The organism is Streptomyces lanatus (genome assembly GCF_014655715.1).
Taxonomy (GTDB): Bacteria; Actinomycetota; Actinomycetes; order Streptomycetales; family Streptomycetaceae; genus Streptomyces; species Streptomyces lanatus.
On the sequence record NZ_BNBM01000001.1, the window covers coordinates 678,546 to 695,396 of the forward strand.

The 16,851-nt window shown below is 71.1% G+C and carries 18 protein-coding genes and 1 pseudogene; 7 read left to right on the forward strand and 12 right to left on the reverse strand.

Annotated features, from left to right (window positions below; genetic code table 11):
* Positions 1–49 precede the first annotated feature (49 nt).
* From IE325_RS02985 to IE325_RS02995, 3 genes are read right to left on the reverse strand one after another with little or no spacing between them, the layout of a single operon-like run.
* On the reverse strand, positions 50–1,234 hold the full coding sequence (locus IE325_RS02985) for a cytochrome P450 family protein (RefSeq protein WP_190068045.1): 1,185 nt from the start codon (positions 1,232–1,234) through the stop codon (positions 50–52).
* Between the two features lie 55 nt (positions 1,235–1,289).
* Positions 1,290–1,970 (reverse strand): response regulator transcription factor, encoded by a 681-nt coding sequence (locus IE325_RS02990; protein WP_190068046.1) that lies wholly within the window; start codon positions 1,968–1,970, stop codon positions 1,290–1,292.
* A 57-nt stretch (positions 1,971–2,027) separates the two neighbouring features.
* Positions 2,028–3,272, reverse strand: a complete 1,245-nt coding sequence (locus IE325_RS02995) for a sensor histidine kinase (protein WP_229911622.1) — start codon at positions 3,270–3,272, stop codon at positions 2,028–2,030.
* A 178-nt stretch (positions 3,273–3,450) separates the two neighbouring features.
* Here IE325_RS02995 and IE325_RS03000 point away from each other — a divergent pair, with 178 nt between their 5' ends.
* Both IE325_RS03000 and IE325_RS03005 read left to right on the forward strand, forming a co-directional pair.
* Positions 3,451–3,651 (forward strand): hypothetical protein, encoded by a 201-nt coding sequence (locus tag IE325_RS03000; protein WP_190068048.1) that lies wholly within the window; start codon positions 3,451–3,453, stop codon positions 3,649–3,651.
* A gap of 136 nt (positions 3,652–3,787) precedes the next feature.
* Positions 3,788–4,174 carry a guanyl-specific ribonuclease gene (locus IE325_RS03005; RefSeq protein WP_190068049.1) on the forward strand — a complete coding sequence of 129 codons (387 nt, stop codon included), beginning with the start codon at positions 3,788–3,790 and terminating at the stop codon, positions 4,172–4,174.
* A gap of 107 nt (positions 4,175–4,281) precedes the next feature.
* Here IE325_RS03005 and IE325_RS03010 read toward each other — a convergent pair.
* Positions 4,282–4,606 (reverse strand): annotated as a pseudogene (locus IE325_RS03010) (GTP-binding protein); the annotation flags it as partial.
* A 210-nt stretch (positions 4,607–4,816) separates the two neighbouring features.
* Between IE325_RS03010 and IE325_RS03015 the strand changes: the two are divergent.
* The gene (locus IE325_RS03015; protein ID WP_190068050.1) at positions 4,817–5,344 is read left to right on the forward strand and encodes a hypothetical protein; all 528 of its coding nucleotides are present in this window, start codon (positions 4,817–4,819) and stop codon (positions 5,342–5,344) included.
* Between the two features lie 36 nt (positions 5,345–5,380).
* Here IE325_RS03015 and IE325_RS03020 read toward each other — a convergent pair whose 3' ends face one another.
* On the reverse strand, positions 5,381–6,007 hold the full coding sequence (locus IE325_RS03020; RefSeq protein ID WP_190068051.1) for a dihydrofolate reductase family protein: 627 nt from the start codon (positions 6,005–6,007) through the stop codon (positions 5,381–5,383).
* Between the two features lie 137 nt (positions 6,008–6,144).
* On the opposite strand from IE325_RS03020, the gene IE325_RS03025 reads away from it, so the two are divergent.
* Positions 6,145–6,918 (forward strand): SDR family oxidoreductase, encoded by a 774-nt coding sequence (locus IE325_RS03025; protein WP_190068052.1) that lies wholly within the window; start codon positions 6,145–6,147, stop codon positions 6,916–6,918.
* Positions 6,919–7,158: 240 nt separating this feature from the next.
* Here the strand turns inward: IE325_RS03025 and IE325_RS03030 are convergent, their stop codons facing one another.
* From IE325_RS03030 to allB, 4 genes are all read right to left on the reverse strand, one after another.
* Positions 7,159–7,935, reverse strand: a complete 777-nt coding sequence (locus IE325_RS03030) for a hypothetical protein (protein WP_190068053.1) — start codon at positions 7,933–7,935, stop codon at positions 7,159–7,161.
* Positions 7,936–7,949: 14 nt separating this feature from the next.
* The gene (locus tag IE325_RS03035) at positions 7,950–8,963 is read right to left on the reverse strand and encodes a hypothetical protein (protein WP_190068054.1); all 1,014 of its coding nucleotides are present in this window, start codon (positions 8,961–8,963) and stop codon (positions 7,950–7,952) included.
* A gap of 84 nt (positions 8,964–9,047) precedes the next feature.
* Positions 9,048–10,163, reverse strand: a complete 1,116-nt coding sequence (gene alc, locus IE325_RS03040) for an allantoicase (protein WP_190068055.1) — start codon at positions 10,161–10,163, stop codon at positions 9,048–9,050.
* Between the two features lie 38 nt (positions 10,164–10,201).
* On the reverse strand, positions 10,202–11,539 hold the full coding sequence (gene allB, locus IE325_RS03045; RefSeq protein ID WP_190068056.1) for an allantoinase AllB: 1,338 nt from the start codon (positions 11,537–11,539) through the stop codon (positions 10,202–10,204).
* A 271-nt stretch (positions 11,540–11,810) separates the two neighbouring features.
* Here allB and IE325_RS03050 point away from each other — a divergent pair, with 271 nt between their 5' ends.
* Positions 11,811–12,605 carry an IclR family transcriptional regulator gene (locus tag IE325_RS03050; protein ID WP_190068057.1) on the forward strand — a complete coding sequence of 265 codons (795 nt, stop codon included), beginning with the start codon at positions 11,811–11,813 and terminating at the stop codon, positions 12,603–12,605.
* 65 nt (positions 12,606–12,670) lie between these two features.
* Here IE325_RS03050 and IE325_RS03055 read toward each other — a convergent pair whose 3' ends face one another.
* Positions 12,671–12,991, reverse strand: coding sequence for a DUF5955 family protein (locus tag IE325_RS03055; RefSeq protein ID WP_190068058.1), 321 nt, complete (start codon positions 12,989–12,991; stop codon positions 12,671–12,673).
* Between the two features lie 187 nt (positions 12,992–13,178).
* On the opposite strand from IE325_RS03055, the gene IE325_RS03060 reads away from it, so the two are divergent.
* Complete coding sequence (locus IE325_RS03060; RefSeq protein WP_190068059.1) at positions 13,179–13,781, forward strand: nucleotidyltransferase family protein; 603 nt, start codon at positions 13,179–13,181, stop codon at positions 13,779–13,781.
* Positions 13,782–13,965: 184 nt separating this feature from the next.
* Positions 13,966–15,588, forward strand: a complete 1,623-nt coding sequence (gene aceB / locus IE325_RS03065; RefSeq protein WP_190068060.1) for a malate synthase A — start codon at positions 13,966–13,968, stop codon at positions 15,586–15,588.
* Positions 15,589–15,595: 7 nt separating this feature from the next.
* Here the strand turns inward: aceB and IE325_RS03070 are convergent, their stop codons facing one another.
* Positions 15,596–15,880 (reverse strand): Rdx family protein, encoded by a 285-nt coding sequence (locus IE325_RS03070; RefSeq protein WP_190068061.1) that lies wholly within the window; start codon positions 15,878–15,880, stop codon positions 15,596–15,598.
* Positions 15,877–16,782: a HipA family kinase gene (locus IE325_RS03075; RefSeq protein ID WP_190068062.1), complete on the reverse strand. Its 906-nt coding sequence runs from the start codon at positions 16,780–16,782 to the stop codon at positions 15,877–15,879. Before IE325_RS03075 ends, IE325_RS03070 begins: the two co-directional genes overlap by 4 nt.
* Between the last annotated feature and the right edge of the window lie 69 nt (positions 16,783–16,851).

Here is a 16,851-nt window from a genome sequence, read left to right on the forward strand (position 1 = left end):
GCGGGGGCCGGAGGCCGAGTGGGAGCCCGAAGGTCATGCGTGCCCGCCCCTACCACCGCACCGGCAGGCTCCGCACCCCACGCATGAGCACCCCCGGCAGCCAGTCTCCGGGGGCTCCGTCCAGGGCCAGTCGCGGGGCGCGTTCCAGCAGGGACCGGATCGCCGTGCGGGCCTCCATGCGGGCCAGGGGTGCGCCCAGGCAGTAGTGGATGCCGTGGCCGAAGGCGATGTGGCCGCGGGTGTCCCGGCGGATGTCGAAGCGGTCCGGGACGGGGAAGCGGGCCCCGTCGCGGTCGGCTGCCGTGAGGCCGATCATCACTGCGTCGCCCTGTGCGATCGGCACTCCGGCGATCTCCAGGGGCTCGGCGGCGAATCGGAACGTCGCGTTCTCCACCGGCCCCTCGTACCGCAGCGCCTCCTCGACCGCGCCGTCGACCAGGGTCATGTCGGCGCGCAGGGCGGCCAGTTGGTCCGGGTGGGTGAGCAGGGCGTGGACGGCGTTGGTGATGAGGTTGACCGTCGTCTCATGGCCCGCGATGAGCAGGACGAAGGCCATGCCGCGCAGTTCCTGAGGGGAGAGCCGGTCGCCGTCCTCCGCGGTGGTGCGGATCAGGTCGCTCAGCAGATCGGCGCTCGGCCCGGCGCAGCGCTTGTCCTCGATGAGCTCGGTCAGATACTCGGCGAGCCGCACGAAGGCGTCGTACTCGCTCTGTTCGCTCGTCGGGGCGACCGCCTCCGTGGAGATCTCGCGGAACGCGGTGCGGTCCATCTCGGGCACGCCGAGCAGCTCGCAGATCACGGTGATGGGCAGCGGGTAGGCGAACGAATCCACGAGGTCGGCCCTGCCGCCCGGGAGCATCGCGTCGAGCAGTTCGTCGGTGATCTGCTGGATCCTGGGCCGGAGTTCCTCCACCCGGCGCATCGTGAACGCGCGGGTGATGAGGCCGCGCAGCCGGGTGTGCTGGGGCGGGTCGGCGACCAGCAGATACTTGCCGATCAGCTGCTCGTCGAGGAAGGTCACCCCGATCCTGCTGCCGTCCTTGGCCAGCCGCGGGTCGGCGAGCGCCGCGCGCCCCTCCTCGTGCCCGACGACCAGCCAGGTCTCATGGTGGGCGTCGGGCGGCTGGAGCCGCACCCGGTGCACCGGGCCGCGTGCGCGCAACCGCGCGTACACGGGGTGCGGGTCCCGCCGGAACCCGTCGCCGTACTCCCCCAGGTCGATCACTTCCGCCATCGCGCTCCCCCGCCCGAAACCGACTCGCCACACAAAGAACGCACAGGCTTCCCGTCTAGTGCCCGTTGTCCTCCATTTCCTCCAGAAGTCCCGCGTCGTACGCCAACAGGGCGATCTGGACACGGTTGTTGAGGTCGAGCTTGGCCAGGACGCGGGAGACATGGGTCTTGACGGTGGCGACGCTCATGAACAGTTCGCCGGCGATCTCGGCGTTGGACAGGCCCCGGCCCACCGCGACGGCGACCTCGCGTTCGCGGTCGTTGAGCGTGGTGAGGCGCGCGCGGGCGCGCGTGCGGCGCGTGTCGGCGGCGGCACCGGCCGCGTGGGCCATCAACTGCCGTGTGACGGTGGGCGACAGGACCGGGTCGCCGGCCGCGACACGGCGCACCGCGTCGACGATCTCGGCGGGCGGGGTGTCCTTCAGCACGAACCCGGCGGCACCGGCGCGCAGGGCCCGCAGCACCTGGTCGTCGGCGTGGAAGGTGGTCAGCAGCACGACCTGCGGGGCGTCCTTGCGGCCGCGCAGCCGTTCGGTGGCGGTGAGGCCGTCGACCGACGGCATCCGGATGTCCATCAGCACCACGTCCGGCCGGGTCCGGTCGACCAGCGCCTCGACCTCGGCGCCGTCGGCCCCCTCACCGACGATCTCGATGTCGTCGGCGCCGCCCAGCATGAAGGACAGCCCGGCCCTGACCAACGGGTCGTCGTCGACGAGGAGGAGTCTGATCGCAGTCATGTGCCTTACGTAATCACGGTTGTACGGCGTCAAGGGACCGGACTGCCTGGACCGGCGTCATCCCCATGGCAGCCAGCACCGCACCTCGAACCCCCCGTCCGCCACCGGCCCGTGCTCCAGCCGGCCGCCTGTCAGCGTGGCGCGTTCGGTGAGGCCGATCAGGCCCTGGCCGGAGCCGGGGACATGCGGCACCTCGCCCTCGGGGGCGGGGTTGCGCACCGTCACGGACAGGCCCTCGCCCGGTGCTCCGGTCACCGTGACCGTGACCTCGGTGCCGGGGGCGTGCTTGCGGGCGTTGGTGAGGCCCTCCTGGGAGATGCGGTAGGCAGTGCGGCCGACGGAGGCGGGGACGGCGGCGGGGTCGGTGACGCGCTGGTCGAGGGTGACCTTCATGCCGGCCTCGCGGGACTCGGTGACCAGGGCCTCCAGCGCCGCGAGGGTGGGCTGCGGTCGCCCGGAGTCGTCGGTGTCGCCCGCCCGCAGGACGCCGATGATCTCCCGCAGGTCCTGGAGGGCCTCGTGGGCGCTCTCCCGGATCACGCCCGCCGCCCGCTGGATCTCCTCGCGGGGCGCGTCGGGCCGGAACTCCAGCGCGCCCGCGTGCACGCTGAGCAGCGTCAGCCGGTGGGCGAGGACGTCGTGCATCTCTCGGGCGATGGCCTCACGGGCGAGCCGCTGGGCCTGCTCGGCGCGCAGCCCGGCCTCGGTCTCGGCGCGCCGGACGCGGTCACGCAGACTCAGCATGAGCTGGCGCTTGGAGCGTACGAACATGCCCCAGCCGACGATCGCCCCGGTCAGCAGCACGCCGAAGAGCGTCGCCCAGACGTACGGCAGATCGGGTTCGGGACGCAGCCAGAAGAACACCGGGACCAGCACCAGGTCCGCCAGGGCCACCCACGCGACGTACCGGAAAGGCCGGTGCACGGCGAGCGTGAAGAGGGCGACCACGCTCGCGCCGCCCGCGGTGTTCGACACGAAGCCGACCGGGACCATCGCGACCGCGAGCCCGACCGGCCAGCGACGCCGCAGCCACACCGCGGCACACGAGAGCGCGCCCACCACCTGGTCGAATTTGGCGTAGCCCTGCGGCAGGTCCTCATGGCGCAGGGTGTCGGCGGCCATCAGCCCGATGAACACGGCGAGCAGGAAGAACAGGAAGTCGACCACCCAGTCGCGCGCGGTGCGCCGGGGGCGCCCGGAGCGACCGGCGTCGGGGTCGAGTTCCTTCACCAGAGCCGACGGCAGCAGCCAGCGGCGTCCTGGGAACACCTGCTGGGCGGGCTGCGGCTCGTCATGACTCACGGTCGACAAATCTACGCATTGTCCGGCCTTCGGCGCGCGTCCTCCGGGTGATCGCCGACCAAAGTCGTACCACCTGCGACTTTGGGTGCGCCGGACCACCCGGAACATGGACTTCCGTCAGCCCTGGCGCGCCCGGCGGCCGATGAGCGTGGGCGGGTCCTCGGGGGAGAGTCGTGGCATGAAGCAGCTGCTGGAGATTCTCGGGTTCATCGCCTTCGTGCAGGGCGTCGCGGGCCTGGTGCACGAGTTCACCGACTGGGACTGGGGTCTGGTACAGGCGATCGACTTCCTCGACGGCTACGAGATCTATGCGAGCGTCGCCCTGCTGGTGCTGGCGGTCGCCCTGTTCGCCGCGGCCGAGAGCCGGAAGGCCCGCTGAGGTCGGCACACGCGCGTGCAGGTCTCATGGAGCCGTCGCGCGCCAGGTTAACTTCGCGGAAAATCATCGGACGGGACGGGCAATTCTCCGGGGTTGTCATTGACATGCCACTGTCTACGCGCGTCATCATGAAGCCATGAGATTCCCCCCACGAATCACTCGCATCGGCGCCTCGGCCGCCGTCCTGTCCGCCCTTCTCATCGGCGGCACCGTCACCGCCACTCCGGCCGCCGCGGCGGTGGGCAGCATCTGTTACAGCGACCTGCCCTCCCAGGCGTACGACACGCTCGAACTGATCGAGCAGGGTGGCCCCTACCCGTACGACCAGGACGGCACCGTCTTCCAGAACCGGGAAGGCATCCTGCCGAGCCAGTCGTCCGGGTACTACCACGAGTACACGGTCAAGACCCCTGGTTCCTCCACGCGCGGTGCTCGCCGGATCGTCACCGGTGAGAAGAACCAGGAGGACTACTACACGGCCGACCACTACGAGTCGTTCGACCTGGTCAACTACGGCTGCTGAGCCCGTAGACCACGGTCGGCGTCGAGGAACGGCGCGACCAGCTGGAGGTCCGGCCCCCCGGCCGGATCTCCAGCTCCCTTTCAGCGAACGGCCGCCAGCGCCAGGGAGCGCACGTCGCACATCACCACCGTCACCTGCGGGTCGAGGTCCAGCGTGTACCGCACATCGTCGGCCTCGTAGTCACGGGCACCGTCGAAGCGGTTGACGGCGCGTCCAGGGCCAGTTCGTCCCACATGAACCAGAAGCGGTTCTGACCCGGCGTGCCGAAGACGTACAGCACCAGCTCACGGCTGATCGTGACCCTGCCGAAGTCCATGGCCACGGTCGTCGTCGGCTTCCCCGCCACCTGGCTGAGGTCGTCCACGCCCTCGCTCGACCGGTGATCACCTCCTCCGTCCGCAAGGGGGAGATCTCGCTGACGGTACCGACCATGCTGCCGCCGCAGAATCGACCCCTGGTTCCCCGAGTTCGCCGCCGAACTCGTCGCCGCCGGCGCCACGCGCCCCTTCCTGGAGGCACATCTCCGCCGCAGGGTGCTGTCGCTCGGCAACGTGGGCCTGGTCAACGGCGTTGTGCGCGGCCTGACTTTCGCGGGCGACCGGGTCGGCGGAGTGCGCCACGCGGGTCCGGGCATGGATGTGGGTGACGAGGATCGGCACCTGGCTGCGCGAGGGCGGCTGGCCCGAGGCCACGACGCGCCGCATGCACGTCGACCTCGGCTACACCACCGCGCTGTTCCCCCGCCCCGCGGGCCGGCCTGACGCGACACTGGCCCAGTCGCTGACCACCCTGCCCGACGGCCGGCTGCGGATGAGCACCCTGGGCCGCGTCGAGGGCGATCGCTGGATCGTCCTGACGGCCGGCTACGCGGACGACCGCCCGGGCCGTAGCGGCTACGAGTTCCTGCTGCGCTGCAAGCAGGACCCCGCGGCGGCGTTCCGTCAGCTGGCCGAGGAAGCCGAACCGATCGGAGATCCGGCCGCCTACCGGCACCCGGACAACAGGAGGCGCGACTTCCATCTCCTGGACCGTTTCCCCGCCGGGCTCGTCGCGGCCGGTGATTCCCTGGCCTCGTGCAACCCCATCTACGGGCAGGGCATGTCGTCGGCCGCGATGCACGCCGCGTGTCTGGCGGCCCATCTCGTGCGGGCGTCGGTGACCGACCCGTGATCCACCGGCGCTTCCTGGAGGTGACCGCGCGGCCGGTCACTCGCCCTCGGGCAGGCCGAACGTGCCGTACTCCGGGCTGCCCGCGAGGTCGTAGGAGTTGATGGCGACACCGCTGCCGGTGGCCTGGCCGCCGGCGTGGGTGAACCGTGTGGGTACGGCCCCCTCCGTGAAGAGGCGGTGCCCCGCGCCGAGCACGACCGGGAAGGTCAGCAGATGGAGCGTGTCGACGAGGCCGAGGGCCAGCAGGGACCTGACGAGGGCGCCGCTGCCATGGACCTGGAGCTCGCCGTCGGTGCGCTCCTTGAGGGCTGTGACCTCCTTGCCGAGGTCACCGCTGATCACGCTGGTGCCGGCCCATTCGGGGTCGGTCAGCGTGGAGGAGGCGACGTACTTCGGCAGGGCGTTGAGCTTGCCGGCGACCGGGTCGGCCGGGTCGGTCACCTTGGGCCAGAACGAGGCGAAGATGTCGTACGTACGGCGTCCGAGGAGGAAGGCGGCGGGGCGTGCGAAGACCTCGCCGATGAACCGACCGAAGTCGTCGTCGGCGTACGGGAAGACCCAGCCGCCCTGCTCGAAGCCGCCGCGAGTGTCCTCCTCGGTGCCGCCGGGCGCCTGGTAGACACCGTCGAGTGTGACGAAGAGGGTGGAGACGAGCTTGCCCATGAGTAGTGCCTCTTTTCCGGAGTGAGGTCTGCTGTCATCACCTCAGACCCCACGGGCGCCCGCAACTCATCGCCGCGTCCGATGTCGGTGTCCGTTCGCCGCCAGCGTCCCGGCCCGCGCGGCGCTGGGATGGACCCATGACAACCACTGACGAATCCACGACACACACGCACCCCTACGGCACCCTGCACGGCAAGGTCGCCCTGGTCACCGGCGGCAGCCGCGGCATCGGCGCGGCGACGGCACGGCGGCTCGCCCGGGAGGGCGCGGACGTCGCCGTGACGTATGTGAACGGCAAGGAGGCCGCCGAGGAGGTCGTGCAGGCGGTACAGGCGCTCGGGCGGCGGGGCGTGGCCCTGCGGGCGGACTCCGCCGACCCCGACGAGGCGGCGGGCGCGGCGCGCCGTACGGCGGAGGCGCTGGGCAGGCTCGACGTGCTGGTGAACAACGCCGGCGTCGGCGTCCTGGGCCCGCTGGAGGACCTGTCGCTCACGGACGTGGACCAGGTCCTCGCCGTGAACGTCCGGGGCGTCTTCCTGACCTCCCGGGCGGCTGCCGCCCACATGGGCGCCGGGGGCCGGATCATCACGATCGGCAGCTGCATGGCCCAGCGCGTGCCGGGTCCCGGCGGAACGCTCTACGCCACCAGCAAGTCGGCCCTCATCGGCCTGACCAAGGCCCTGGCCCGCGAACTCGGCCCCCGCGGCATCACCGCGAACATCGTGCACCCCGGCCCCATCGACACCGACATGAACCCATCGAACGGCCCCTTCGCACCGGCCCAGTCGGCCATGACCGCCCTGGGCCGCTTCGGCACGGCCGAGGAGGTGGCATCGACGGTGGCGTACCTGGCCGCGGCGGAGTTCATCACCGGCGCGGAGTTCGCGGTGGACGGGGGGCACGCGGCGTGACGGCCGGGTGGTGACGGGGGCACAGGGCGCGACATCCGGGCGCCGCCCAGGACCGTCAAGGCGGAACCAAGGGACCCCGCCCGTCCCCCGAAGCCCGTCTCCGCGGCGACGGCCGATACCCGCCATGCGCCCCGCCGCCCGGGCGGTGGCGGCGGAACGAGGAACTCCGCCCGATCCCCGTGCCAACTCTTCCGCACGGACGGCAACACGCGGCACGACACCCCGGCACCGCCCCAACCCCTAAGGCTCCGCCCTCCCCGCCTGCAACCGCCCTTGCTCCGCATCCCCCGCCGCCACCGCCGTCCCATGGGCGTCGGTGAATCTGCGGAGGACGTCGAGGAGGTCGTCGCGGGCGGTGAGGCCCTCGGGGCCGGGGAGGGAGAGGGCCTCGTGGAGGGCGTGGTGGAGGGTTTCGCGGACGTGCGGCCAGGAGCCGGCGACGGGGTGTGACAGGTCCAGGTGCCGGGTGAGGGCGTCCACGGTGCGCACGGTGTCCTCGTCCAGGTCCTCGGTCCAGGGGCCGATCGTCGACAGCGTGTAGTAGAGGGTGTTCGCCGTCGCGGTGGGGAGGGTCACCGTCACCGTGCCGATCGCGTCCAGGGCGTCGATCAGCGCGGAGGCCTGGGCGGTCCGGTCGGGGTGAAGGTGGTGGGTGCGCAAGGTGTCCAGGGCCTGCCGTATCTCCCCCACCTCCGCCAGGGGCAGCGCCACCGCGACGTCCTGCGGCGGTCCGGCCGGCCCTGGGTCCTCGTCCCACCGGCGCGGTCCCGCGAAGAAGCGCGGGCTCCAGCCCGTGACGTCGAACTCGTCGCCCGCGCGGGGTGCGTGACCGGGCGCCACGCCCTGGCGGACGTAGCCGTTCTCCGCGAGGATGCCGTCGATGTCGTCCCACGTCGGTTCGGTCATCGCGGACGGGAGGCGCAGCCCGTGCCACCCCTGTGCATAGGTGATCCGGACGCTCCAGGGGCGGCCTTCCTCCAGTCGCGCGCTGCCGGGGTGTCTCGTCGCCAGTGCCACGGTGTGGTCCTCCCTCAGGCCAGTGCGCTGCGCACCCGGTGCAGATAGCTGAAGTCGTGGTCGGTCCGGGCCTTGGCCAGCGGGCGGATCTCGCGGGTGGCCACGTTCAGGGCGTAGCCGCCGATCGTGCCGAGCAACCAGCCGAGGTCCGGCAGCAGCAGGGCGCCGCCGGCCGCCGCGGCCAGCGCGACCGACACCGTGACGGAACGGTGCACCCAGGCCATACGGCTGCCGCGGCGCGCCGCTTCGTAGTCCTCGACCGCCTCGGAGAGTTCCGTGCGCAGCTGGGAGAAGACGTCCGCCGGATGCTCGTAGTCACGGCGCAGATCGCCCAGCATGCGGTGCAGGGCCCGCATCAGGCGCCGTCGTTCGTCGGCGTACGCCTCCCGGAAGGCGAGCACGTCCTCGGTCGCGGTGTCCGGCGCCGGGACGGGCAGCAGCCGGCCCAGCTCCATCTCCCAGGCGAGACCGCGGGTCGGCGACACCGGGCGCAGGCTGTTGCGGTACGCGCCCTCGCTGTCGGTGTACGGGAAGAGGGCGAGGTCCGTGGTGGCGGCGAGCTCGCGGGCCAGTACGCCGACGACCAGATTCTGGACCTCCTTGGAGACGGAGAGCTCCGCTCTCAGGTCCGAGGGCCCGAGGTTGGCGGCCAGCCCCAGCTCCAGCAGCTGCTGCTTCAGGGGGTAGGTGATCTTCGATGTGAAGAGGACCGCTTCGGGCGGCGAGGTGGGTCGAGGCGGGTCCGGGAGGGCCGCGATCCGTTCGAGCTCGCGCGTCAGCAGGGACCAGTTCTGGCCCGTGCGGGGCGAGCGCCCGTCGCCGTCCAGGACGTCGAGGGACTCGGGGGTGAACGCCAGCGGCCGGTACAGCTCACGCTCTTCCAGCCGCCGCAGTTCCCTGCCGACGAGCGACGAGTACACGCGGGGGTCGCGTGGCACGACCGAGGCGAGACCGTCCCAGTAGAGCAGGGCCTGGTGGACGACCTCGGCGGGCGGAGTCACCGTCGGGTAGTACAACAGCACGCCCATCGCGTCCCCCCTGGTCCTTCTACGACAACCAGGTCAACGATAGCGAGGCGCACCGGAGTTGGAGATCCGGTGCGCCCCACGGGTTCAGCCGCCCAGCTCCTGGTGCCGTGCCGCGAGGCCGGCCGCGCCCTGCTCCGTCAGCGAGCCGTGCAGGCGCAGGCGGGAGATGCCGCCGTCCGGGAAGATGTCCACGCGCGCGTGCGTGCCCACCGCGGGGGCCGGCAGGACGAAGCGGTGGTTGGTGTCGGGCTGGAGGCGGGTGCGCGGGAGGATCTCCGTCCACTGCCCGCTCTCGCCGTCCTTCACCGACACCGACGCCCAGCCCGCGCTGTTGCCCTTCAGATAGGCCGTGTCGATCTCGACCGCCCGGATCTGGGACTGTGCCGCCAGCCGGTAGCTGATCCAGTCGTTGCCCTGGTCGCGGCGCCGGCGGGTCTCCCAGCCGTCGTCCATCTTGCGGGAGCGGCCCGGCTGGATGGTGTTGGTGGCGGGCGAGTAGAAGCGGTCGGAGGCGTCCTCGACCTGGCCGCCGTTCTCCAGGGCCACCACATCGAAGCTGCCCAGCGCCGACAGCCACTCGGGGTCGGGCACGACCTCGCCGTACACACGCAGTCGGGCGATGCCGCCGTCCGGGTGCTGGTTGACCCGGAGGTGGGTGAAGCTCTGCTCCACCTCGATGGAGAAACCATTCGCCGCATGCCCGCCGACCGCCGTGCGCGGAACCAGCGTCGTCCACTTCACGTCGTCGCCGAGCAGCTCCTCCGGGGACGGCGAACCCGGCACCGACGCGCCCTCGACGGACACCGCCTGCGGGTAGTTGCCCCGGAAGTGGGCGGTGTCGACGACGATCCCGCGTACGACACCCGGCGCCCCGAGCCGCACCAGCGCCCAGTCGTGGTCCTCGGCCGTGGGCCACGGGTGCCCGGCGGAGGCACCGCGGCGCCGCCGGGTCTCCCAGCCGTCCATGATCTTGCCCTTGTGCCCGAAGTGCTCGGGGTCGAACTCGGCCCGCTCGGGCACCAGCAGGTTCTCGCGCTGGGCGAAGAACTCGTCGTTCGCGGCGATGACTCCGGCGCCCAGCCTGCGGTCGGCGAGGTTGGCGTACTGGGTGAAGGGGAAGTCGGCGGTGCGGTAGTCCGCGTACGGGTCGCCGCCTCCGTAGGGGTTCGCGTCGCCGGTGAAGCTGGGTATCGCCGTCACGGTGATCAGTGCTGCCTTTCGAGATCGATGGGTGCGATTCAGTTGGTCCGGGTGAGGAGTCGCCCCTTCGGGTCGGTGAACTCGCCGTCCGCGACGATGCGTTCGCCGCGCAGCCAGGTGGACTTCACGACGCCGTACAGGGTCTTGCCCGCGTACGCCGTGACACGGTTGCGGTGCTGGAGCGCGGCCGGGTCCACGGTGAAGGTCGCGTCGGGCGCGAGGACCGCGAAGTCGGCGTCGCGGCCCGCCTCGATGGCGCCCTTCTGGTCCAGCCCGACGAGCTGTGCCGTCCGGGCGGACATCCAGCGGACGACGTCCTCCAGGCCGTGTCCGCGCCTGCGGGCCTCGGTCCATACGGCCGCCAGGCTCAGCTGGAGTCCGGAGATGCCGCCCCAGGCGGTGGCGAAGTCGTCGGTCTTGAGGTCGGCCGTGGAGGGCGAGTGGTCGGTGACGACGCAGTCGATGGTGCCGTCGGCCAGCGCCTGCCAGAGCAGGTCCTGGTTGGCGGACTCGCGGATCGGCGGGCAGCACTTGAACTCGCTGGCGCCGTCCGGGACTTCCTCGGCAGTGAGCGTGAGGTAGTGCGGGCAGGTCTCGACGGTGATCCGTACGCCCTCCCGCTTGGCCTCGGCGATCAGCGGCAGCGCGTCGGACGACGACAGGTGCAGTACGTGCACGCGCGCGTGGAGGCGTTTCGCCTGGGCGATCAGCTGGGCGATGGCGGTGTCCTCGGCGTCGCGGGGACGGGAGGCCAGGAAGTCGGCGTACTTGGGGCCGCCCTGCTGCGGGGCCGCGTCGAGGTGGTGCGGGTCCTCGGCGTGCACGATCAGCAGGCCGCCGAAGGAGCTGATCTCGGCGAGGGACTGGGCGAGCCGGTCCTGGTCGAGGTGCGGGAACTCGTCCACGCCGGACGGCGACAGGAACGCCTTGAAGCCGAAGACCCCGGCCTCGTGCAGGGGGCGCAGATCCTTGACGTTGTCCGGCAGGGCGCCGCCCCAGAAGCCGACGTCGATGTGCGCCTTGTCGGCGGCGACGTCCTTCTTCGTACGGAGGTTGTCGACCGTGGTGGTCGGCGGGAGGGAGTTGAGCGGCATGTCGACGAGGGTGGTGATGCCGCCGGCCGCCGCGGCGCGCGTGGCGGTCCAGAAGCCCTCCCACTCGGTGCGGCCGGGGTCGTTGACGTGCACGTGCGTGTCGACCAGGCCGGGCAGCAGGACGTCGTCGCCGAGGTCCTCCAGCCGGGCGCCGGACGGGACTTCGGCGTCGTACCCGAGTACGGCCCTGATCTTGCCGGCGGAGACCGCGACCGAGGCGGCCCGCGTCCCCTCCGGGGTGATGACGCGCGTCGAGCGCAGCACCAGTTCAGCGTCGGACACCCGGACCCCTCTCAGCCGCACTACCGCTTCCGCGTTGCTTCCGCCACTTCCGCGAAACGGAATTCAACTTTCTGTTGAAGGAGTCTTCACTCCCGCTTCAGCGCCGTCAAGGGCACACTTCTCCACAGTGCACCCGCTCGGCACTCTCTGGACGTTTCCACAAAGCGGAATTACAATTCCAGCAAGCAGAACGTAGCTACGTACAAGCGGGGAGTCAACCGACCGACGGGTAGGCTTCTGCCCTTCCCTCCGGTCCCGAAAGGAACGTGCCGTGCCGACGTCCAGCGCCAGCACCACCGACTCCGCCAAGTCCAACGGCGGCGGGGTCCAGTCCCTAGAGCGCGCCTTCGATCTGCTGGAGCGGATGGCGGACGCGGGTGGCGAGGTCGGCCTCAGCGAGCTGTCCGCGAGCAGCGGGCTGCCGCTGCCCACCATCCACCGCCTGATGCGCACCCTCGTGGCCTGCGGATACGTCCGCCAGCAGCCCAACCGCCGCTATGCCCTCGGCCCGCGCCTGATCCGCCTCGGCGAGTCCGCGTCCCGGCTCCTCGGCACCTGGGCCCGCCCCTACCTCGCGCGGCTGGTCGAGGAGACGGGCGAGACGGCGAACATGGCCCTGCTGGACGGCGACGAGATCGTCTACGTCGCCCAGGTGCCGTCCAAGCACTCGATGCGCATGTTCACCGAGGTCGGCCGGCGTGTGCTGCCGCACTCCACCGGCGTCGGCAAGGCGCTGCTCGCCTCGTTCCCGCCGGAGGAGGTGCGCGCGCTGCTGTCCCGTACCGGGATGCCGGCCGCCACGGAGAAGACGATCACCACTGCGGACGGCTTCCTCGCGGCCCTGGAGGACGTACGGCGCAACGGCTACGCGATCGACGACAATGAGCAGGAGGTCGGAGTGCGCTGCCTCGCGGTCTCCGTCCCCGACTCCCCCACGGCCGCCGCGATCTCGATCTCCGGCCCGGCGGGCCGGGTCACCGAGGCGGCCACGGACAAGATCGTGCCCGTACTCCAGCAGGTCGCCGGCGAACTCTCCGAGGCACTGGCCAGCCAGAACCAGGCCTGACGCCGGGGCTACGCCGAGCGCCCCCCAAGTTTGCCTGTCAGGCACCGGACAGCAGTTCGACGGCGCTAGCCCCGCCCCCGCGGTGGCTGTCCGAACAGTTCCACCGCGTCGCGCACCTGCGTCAGCCCCGGGGACAGTGCGCTCACCGAGCCGATCGCGCCCGCGATCAGCAGCAGGGACCGGCGTAGGCGGGGTGTCTCCGGTGCTCCGGAGATCACCATCGCGGCCAGTGCGGCGAGTTCGTCCTCGGCGATGCCCCGGTCCGGGAACTCGGCTGGATGCGCGGCGAGTTCGCGGCGCAAACGGGACACCGCCGTCCGCAGTTCCGCCACCCTAGGGTCCTCGTCGCTGCCCGTCACCGGCCTCTGCCCCAAGCTCCGCAACAAAGCTCTCCCCCCTCGCACGCCGTTGTGCGCCTTTGGTCGCGCGTCCCCCGCCGAGCACCCCTGGCACAGCTCGGGCGCCGGGGACGCGGGTCAGTAAACGCCACCCGATGCCGAAGCGCCACCGCGCGGACGGAAATTCAGTCGTAGGAAGTCGGGCGCTCGCGCAGGCGTCAGGTATGCAGGACGTATGACTGAGAAGGAAGCGTCACCGGTCGCCGGTCTCGTGCTCGCCGCGGGCGGTGGCCGTCGGCTCGGCGGGCGCCCCAAGGCCCTGCTCCGGCATCGCGGCCGGCCGCTCGTCGAGCACGCGGTCGGGGTGCTGCGCACGGCCGGCTGCACCCGCGTCCACGTGGTGCTGGGCGCCCAGGCGGCGGCCGTACGGGAGCAGGCGGAGCTCGGCGACTGCGTCCTGGTGGAGAACCCGGACTGGGCCGACGGGATGGGTTCCTCCCTGCGCGCGGGGCTCCATTCGCTCGCCGGTACAGCAGCAAGGGCCGCGCTCGTCTCGCTGGTCGATCAGCCCGGCATCGGAGCGGAGGCGGCCGCGCGTGTGCTTGCCGCTTACGAGGACCAGACGTCGCTCGTCTCGGCGGCCTACGACGGGGTACGCGGTCATCCCGTTCTCTTCGGCGCCGCCCACTGGGACGGCATCGCCGCGACGGCGACCGGCGACCGGGGAGCGCGCGCGTACCTGAAGGAGCACGAGGGGGCGATCACGCTCGTCGAGTGCGGGGACGTGGCACGGCCGTACGACATCGACACGGAGGCCGATCTGGTCCACCTTGAGTGAGCGGGATGGCACTGAGCGCCACTATCCCTCGACTCAGAGAATCTCGATGTCAACAAACCATTGAAGTTCCACGATGAGGAAACTAGTATCCACTGTTCAGAAGCGCCCCACCGCTCCAGGGGCGTTCCTCGCCGTACCCGGTTCGACTGGCACCCGGTGCCACCGCTGAAGGAAGTGACAGCTCATGTCCGCACCAGCGCCGTCCCCGCTGGCCATCGTCGACGCCGAGCCCCTGCCGCGGCAGGAGGAGGTCCTTACCGAGGCGGCCCTCGCCTTCGTGGCCGAGCTGCACCGCCGGTTCACGCCCCGCCGTGACGAACTCCTCGCCCGTCGTGCCGAGCGCCGCGCCGAGATCGCCCGCACCTCCACGCTCGACTTCCTCCCGGAGACCGCCGCGATCCGCGCGGACGACTCCTGGCGAGTGGCCGCGTGCCCGCCCGCGCTGCAGGACCGCCGGGTCGAGATCACCGGCCCCACCGACCGCAAGATGACGATCAACGCCCTCAACTCGGGCGCGAAGATCTGGCTCGCCGACTTCGAGGACGCCTCCGCGCCGACCTGGGAGAACGTCGTCCTGGGGCAGATCAACCTGGCCGACGCCTATACCCGGAACATCGACTTCACGGACTCCAAGTCCGGCAAGTCGTACGCCCTGAAGGCGAACGACGAACTCGCCACCGTCGTCATGCGGCCGCGCGGCTGGCACCTCAACGAGCGTCACCTCCAGGTCGACGGTGAGCAGGTCCCCGGCGCCTTCGTCGACTTCGGCCTGTACTTCTTCCACAACGCCCAGCGCCTGCTCGACCTCGGCAAGGGCCCGTACTTCTACCTCCCGAAGACGGAGTCGCACCTGGAGGCCCGCCTCTGGAACGACGTGTTCGTCTTCGCGCAGGACTACGTCGGCATCCCGCAGGGCACCGTCCGCGCGACCGTCCTGATCGAGACGATCACGGCGGCGTACGAGATGGAGGAGATCCTCTACGAACTCCGCGACCACGCCTCGGGGTTGAACGCCGGACGCTGGGACTACCTGTTCTCCATCGTCAAGAACTTCCGTGACGGCGGCGCCAAGTTCGTCCTGCCGGACCGCAACGCGGTCACGATGACGGCCCCGTTCATGCGGGCGTACACCGAACTCCTCGTCCGCACCTGCCACAAGCGCGGCGCGCACGCGATCGGCGGCATGGCGGCGTTCATCCCGTCGCGCCGGGACGCCGAGGTCAACAAGGTGGCCTTCGAGAAGGTCCGCGCCGACAAGGACCGCGAGGCCGGCGACGGCTTCGACGGTTCCTGGGTCGCCCACCCCGACCTGGTCCCGATCGCCATGGAGTCCTTCGACAAGGTCCTCGGCGACAAGCCGAACCAGAAGGACCGCCTCCGCGAGGACGTCCACGTCGAGGCGGCCGACCTGATCGCGGTCGACTCACTGGACGCCAAGCCGACGTACCCGGGCCTGATCAACGCCGTCCAGGTCGGTATCCGCTACATCGAGGCCTGGCTGCGCGGTCTCGGCGCGGTCGCCATCTTCAACCTCATGGAGGACGCGGCCACCGCCGAGATCTCCCGCTCCCAGATCTGGCAGTGGATCAACGCGGGCGTCGAGTTCGAGAACGGCGAGCACGCCACGCCCGAACTGGCCCGCAAGGTCGCCGCCGAGGAACTGGCGAACATCCGCGCCGAGATCGGCGAGGAGGCCTTCGCGGCCGGCCACTGGCAGCAGGCCCACGACCTGCTCCTGGAGGTCTCCCTCGACGAGGACTACGCCGACTTCCTGACGCTGCCCGCGTACGAGCAGCTGCGCGGCTGACGCACCGTCATTTGTCCGAGTGGCCCAGGGACTTCCCCGGGGCCACTCGGTCGCGTACGGCCTGCTTCACGGCCGTCGGCTCGGGGAAGCCCCGCTCCTTGCGGTCCCAGACCACCTCGTCGTCCACGCGCACGACGAACACCCCGCCCTTGCCCGGCTTCAGCGCCAGTTCGGACAGCTCCGCCTCGAACGTGGTGAGCAGTTCCTGCGCCAGCCAGGCCGCGCGCGGCAGCCACTTGCACTGGGTGCAGTACTCGATCTCGACACGGCCATGCGTTGTGCGGCCACTCATCCGAGGTGCACCGACCAATCCTGTTCCGCGGCCGGCTTGCCGTGCAGGTCGGGGACCCGCTTCAGCCATTTCGGCCGGCCTTGCTGTGTCCTCGCCGCCCTGAGGGCCTCCTCGGCGGCGAGTTCCTCCCGGGTGGGGAAGTCGGTGGGGAGCCAGGCCGCGGACGCCCGCACGCGCGCGTGGAGGTGGTCGACGTACGACGCCCGCGCCTCGTCCGGCGTGGCGAAGCCCGTGAGCCAGGCGTCCGGCACCTCGGAGACGACCGCCCGCAGCAGCTCCTGTGTCACCCTCGGCGCCAGCTCCGCGTCCGCGGCGCGCACGTCGGGGGCGTAGTGGCCGAGCGCGTGATGGCGGAAGTCGTAGGCCTTCTCGGGGTCCGAGGCGTCCCAGCGGTGATGGAAGACCAGGGCCGCACCGTGGTCGATCAGCCACAGCCGCGCCGGGACGGTGCCGAGGGTGGGCCAGATCATCAGGTTCGAGCTGTGGACCGTACGGTCGACGTTGGCGGTCAGGGCGTCCAGCCAGACGATCCGGCCGGCCTCCAGCGGGTCCACGCGGAAGGTCCTGGCGACTTCCGGGGTGAAGTCCCGCGCGCCCGGCAGGAAGTCCATGCCGAGGTTGACGCCCGCGCTGGCGGCGTGCAGCTCGCGCACCTCCTGATGCGGCTCGCTGTCCGCGACGGCGGGGTCGAAGTGGACCAGGACCAGCTCGGGGAAGCGCAGCCCCAGGGCGCGGGCCAGCTCACCGACGATCACCTCGGCGACCAGCGCCTTGGTGCCCTGTGCGGAGCCGGTGAACTTGACGACGTAGGTGCCGAGGTCGTCGGCCTCGACGACACCGGGGACGGAGCCGCCGGAGCGCAGCGGGGCGAGGTAACGAGTCGCGGTGACCTCTCTCAGCATCTGTCAGGTCACCAGCCCTGTCCGTAGCTCTATCCGTGCCTCCAGCATGAAATGACCATAGTAACCGGG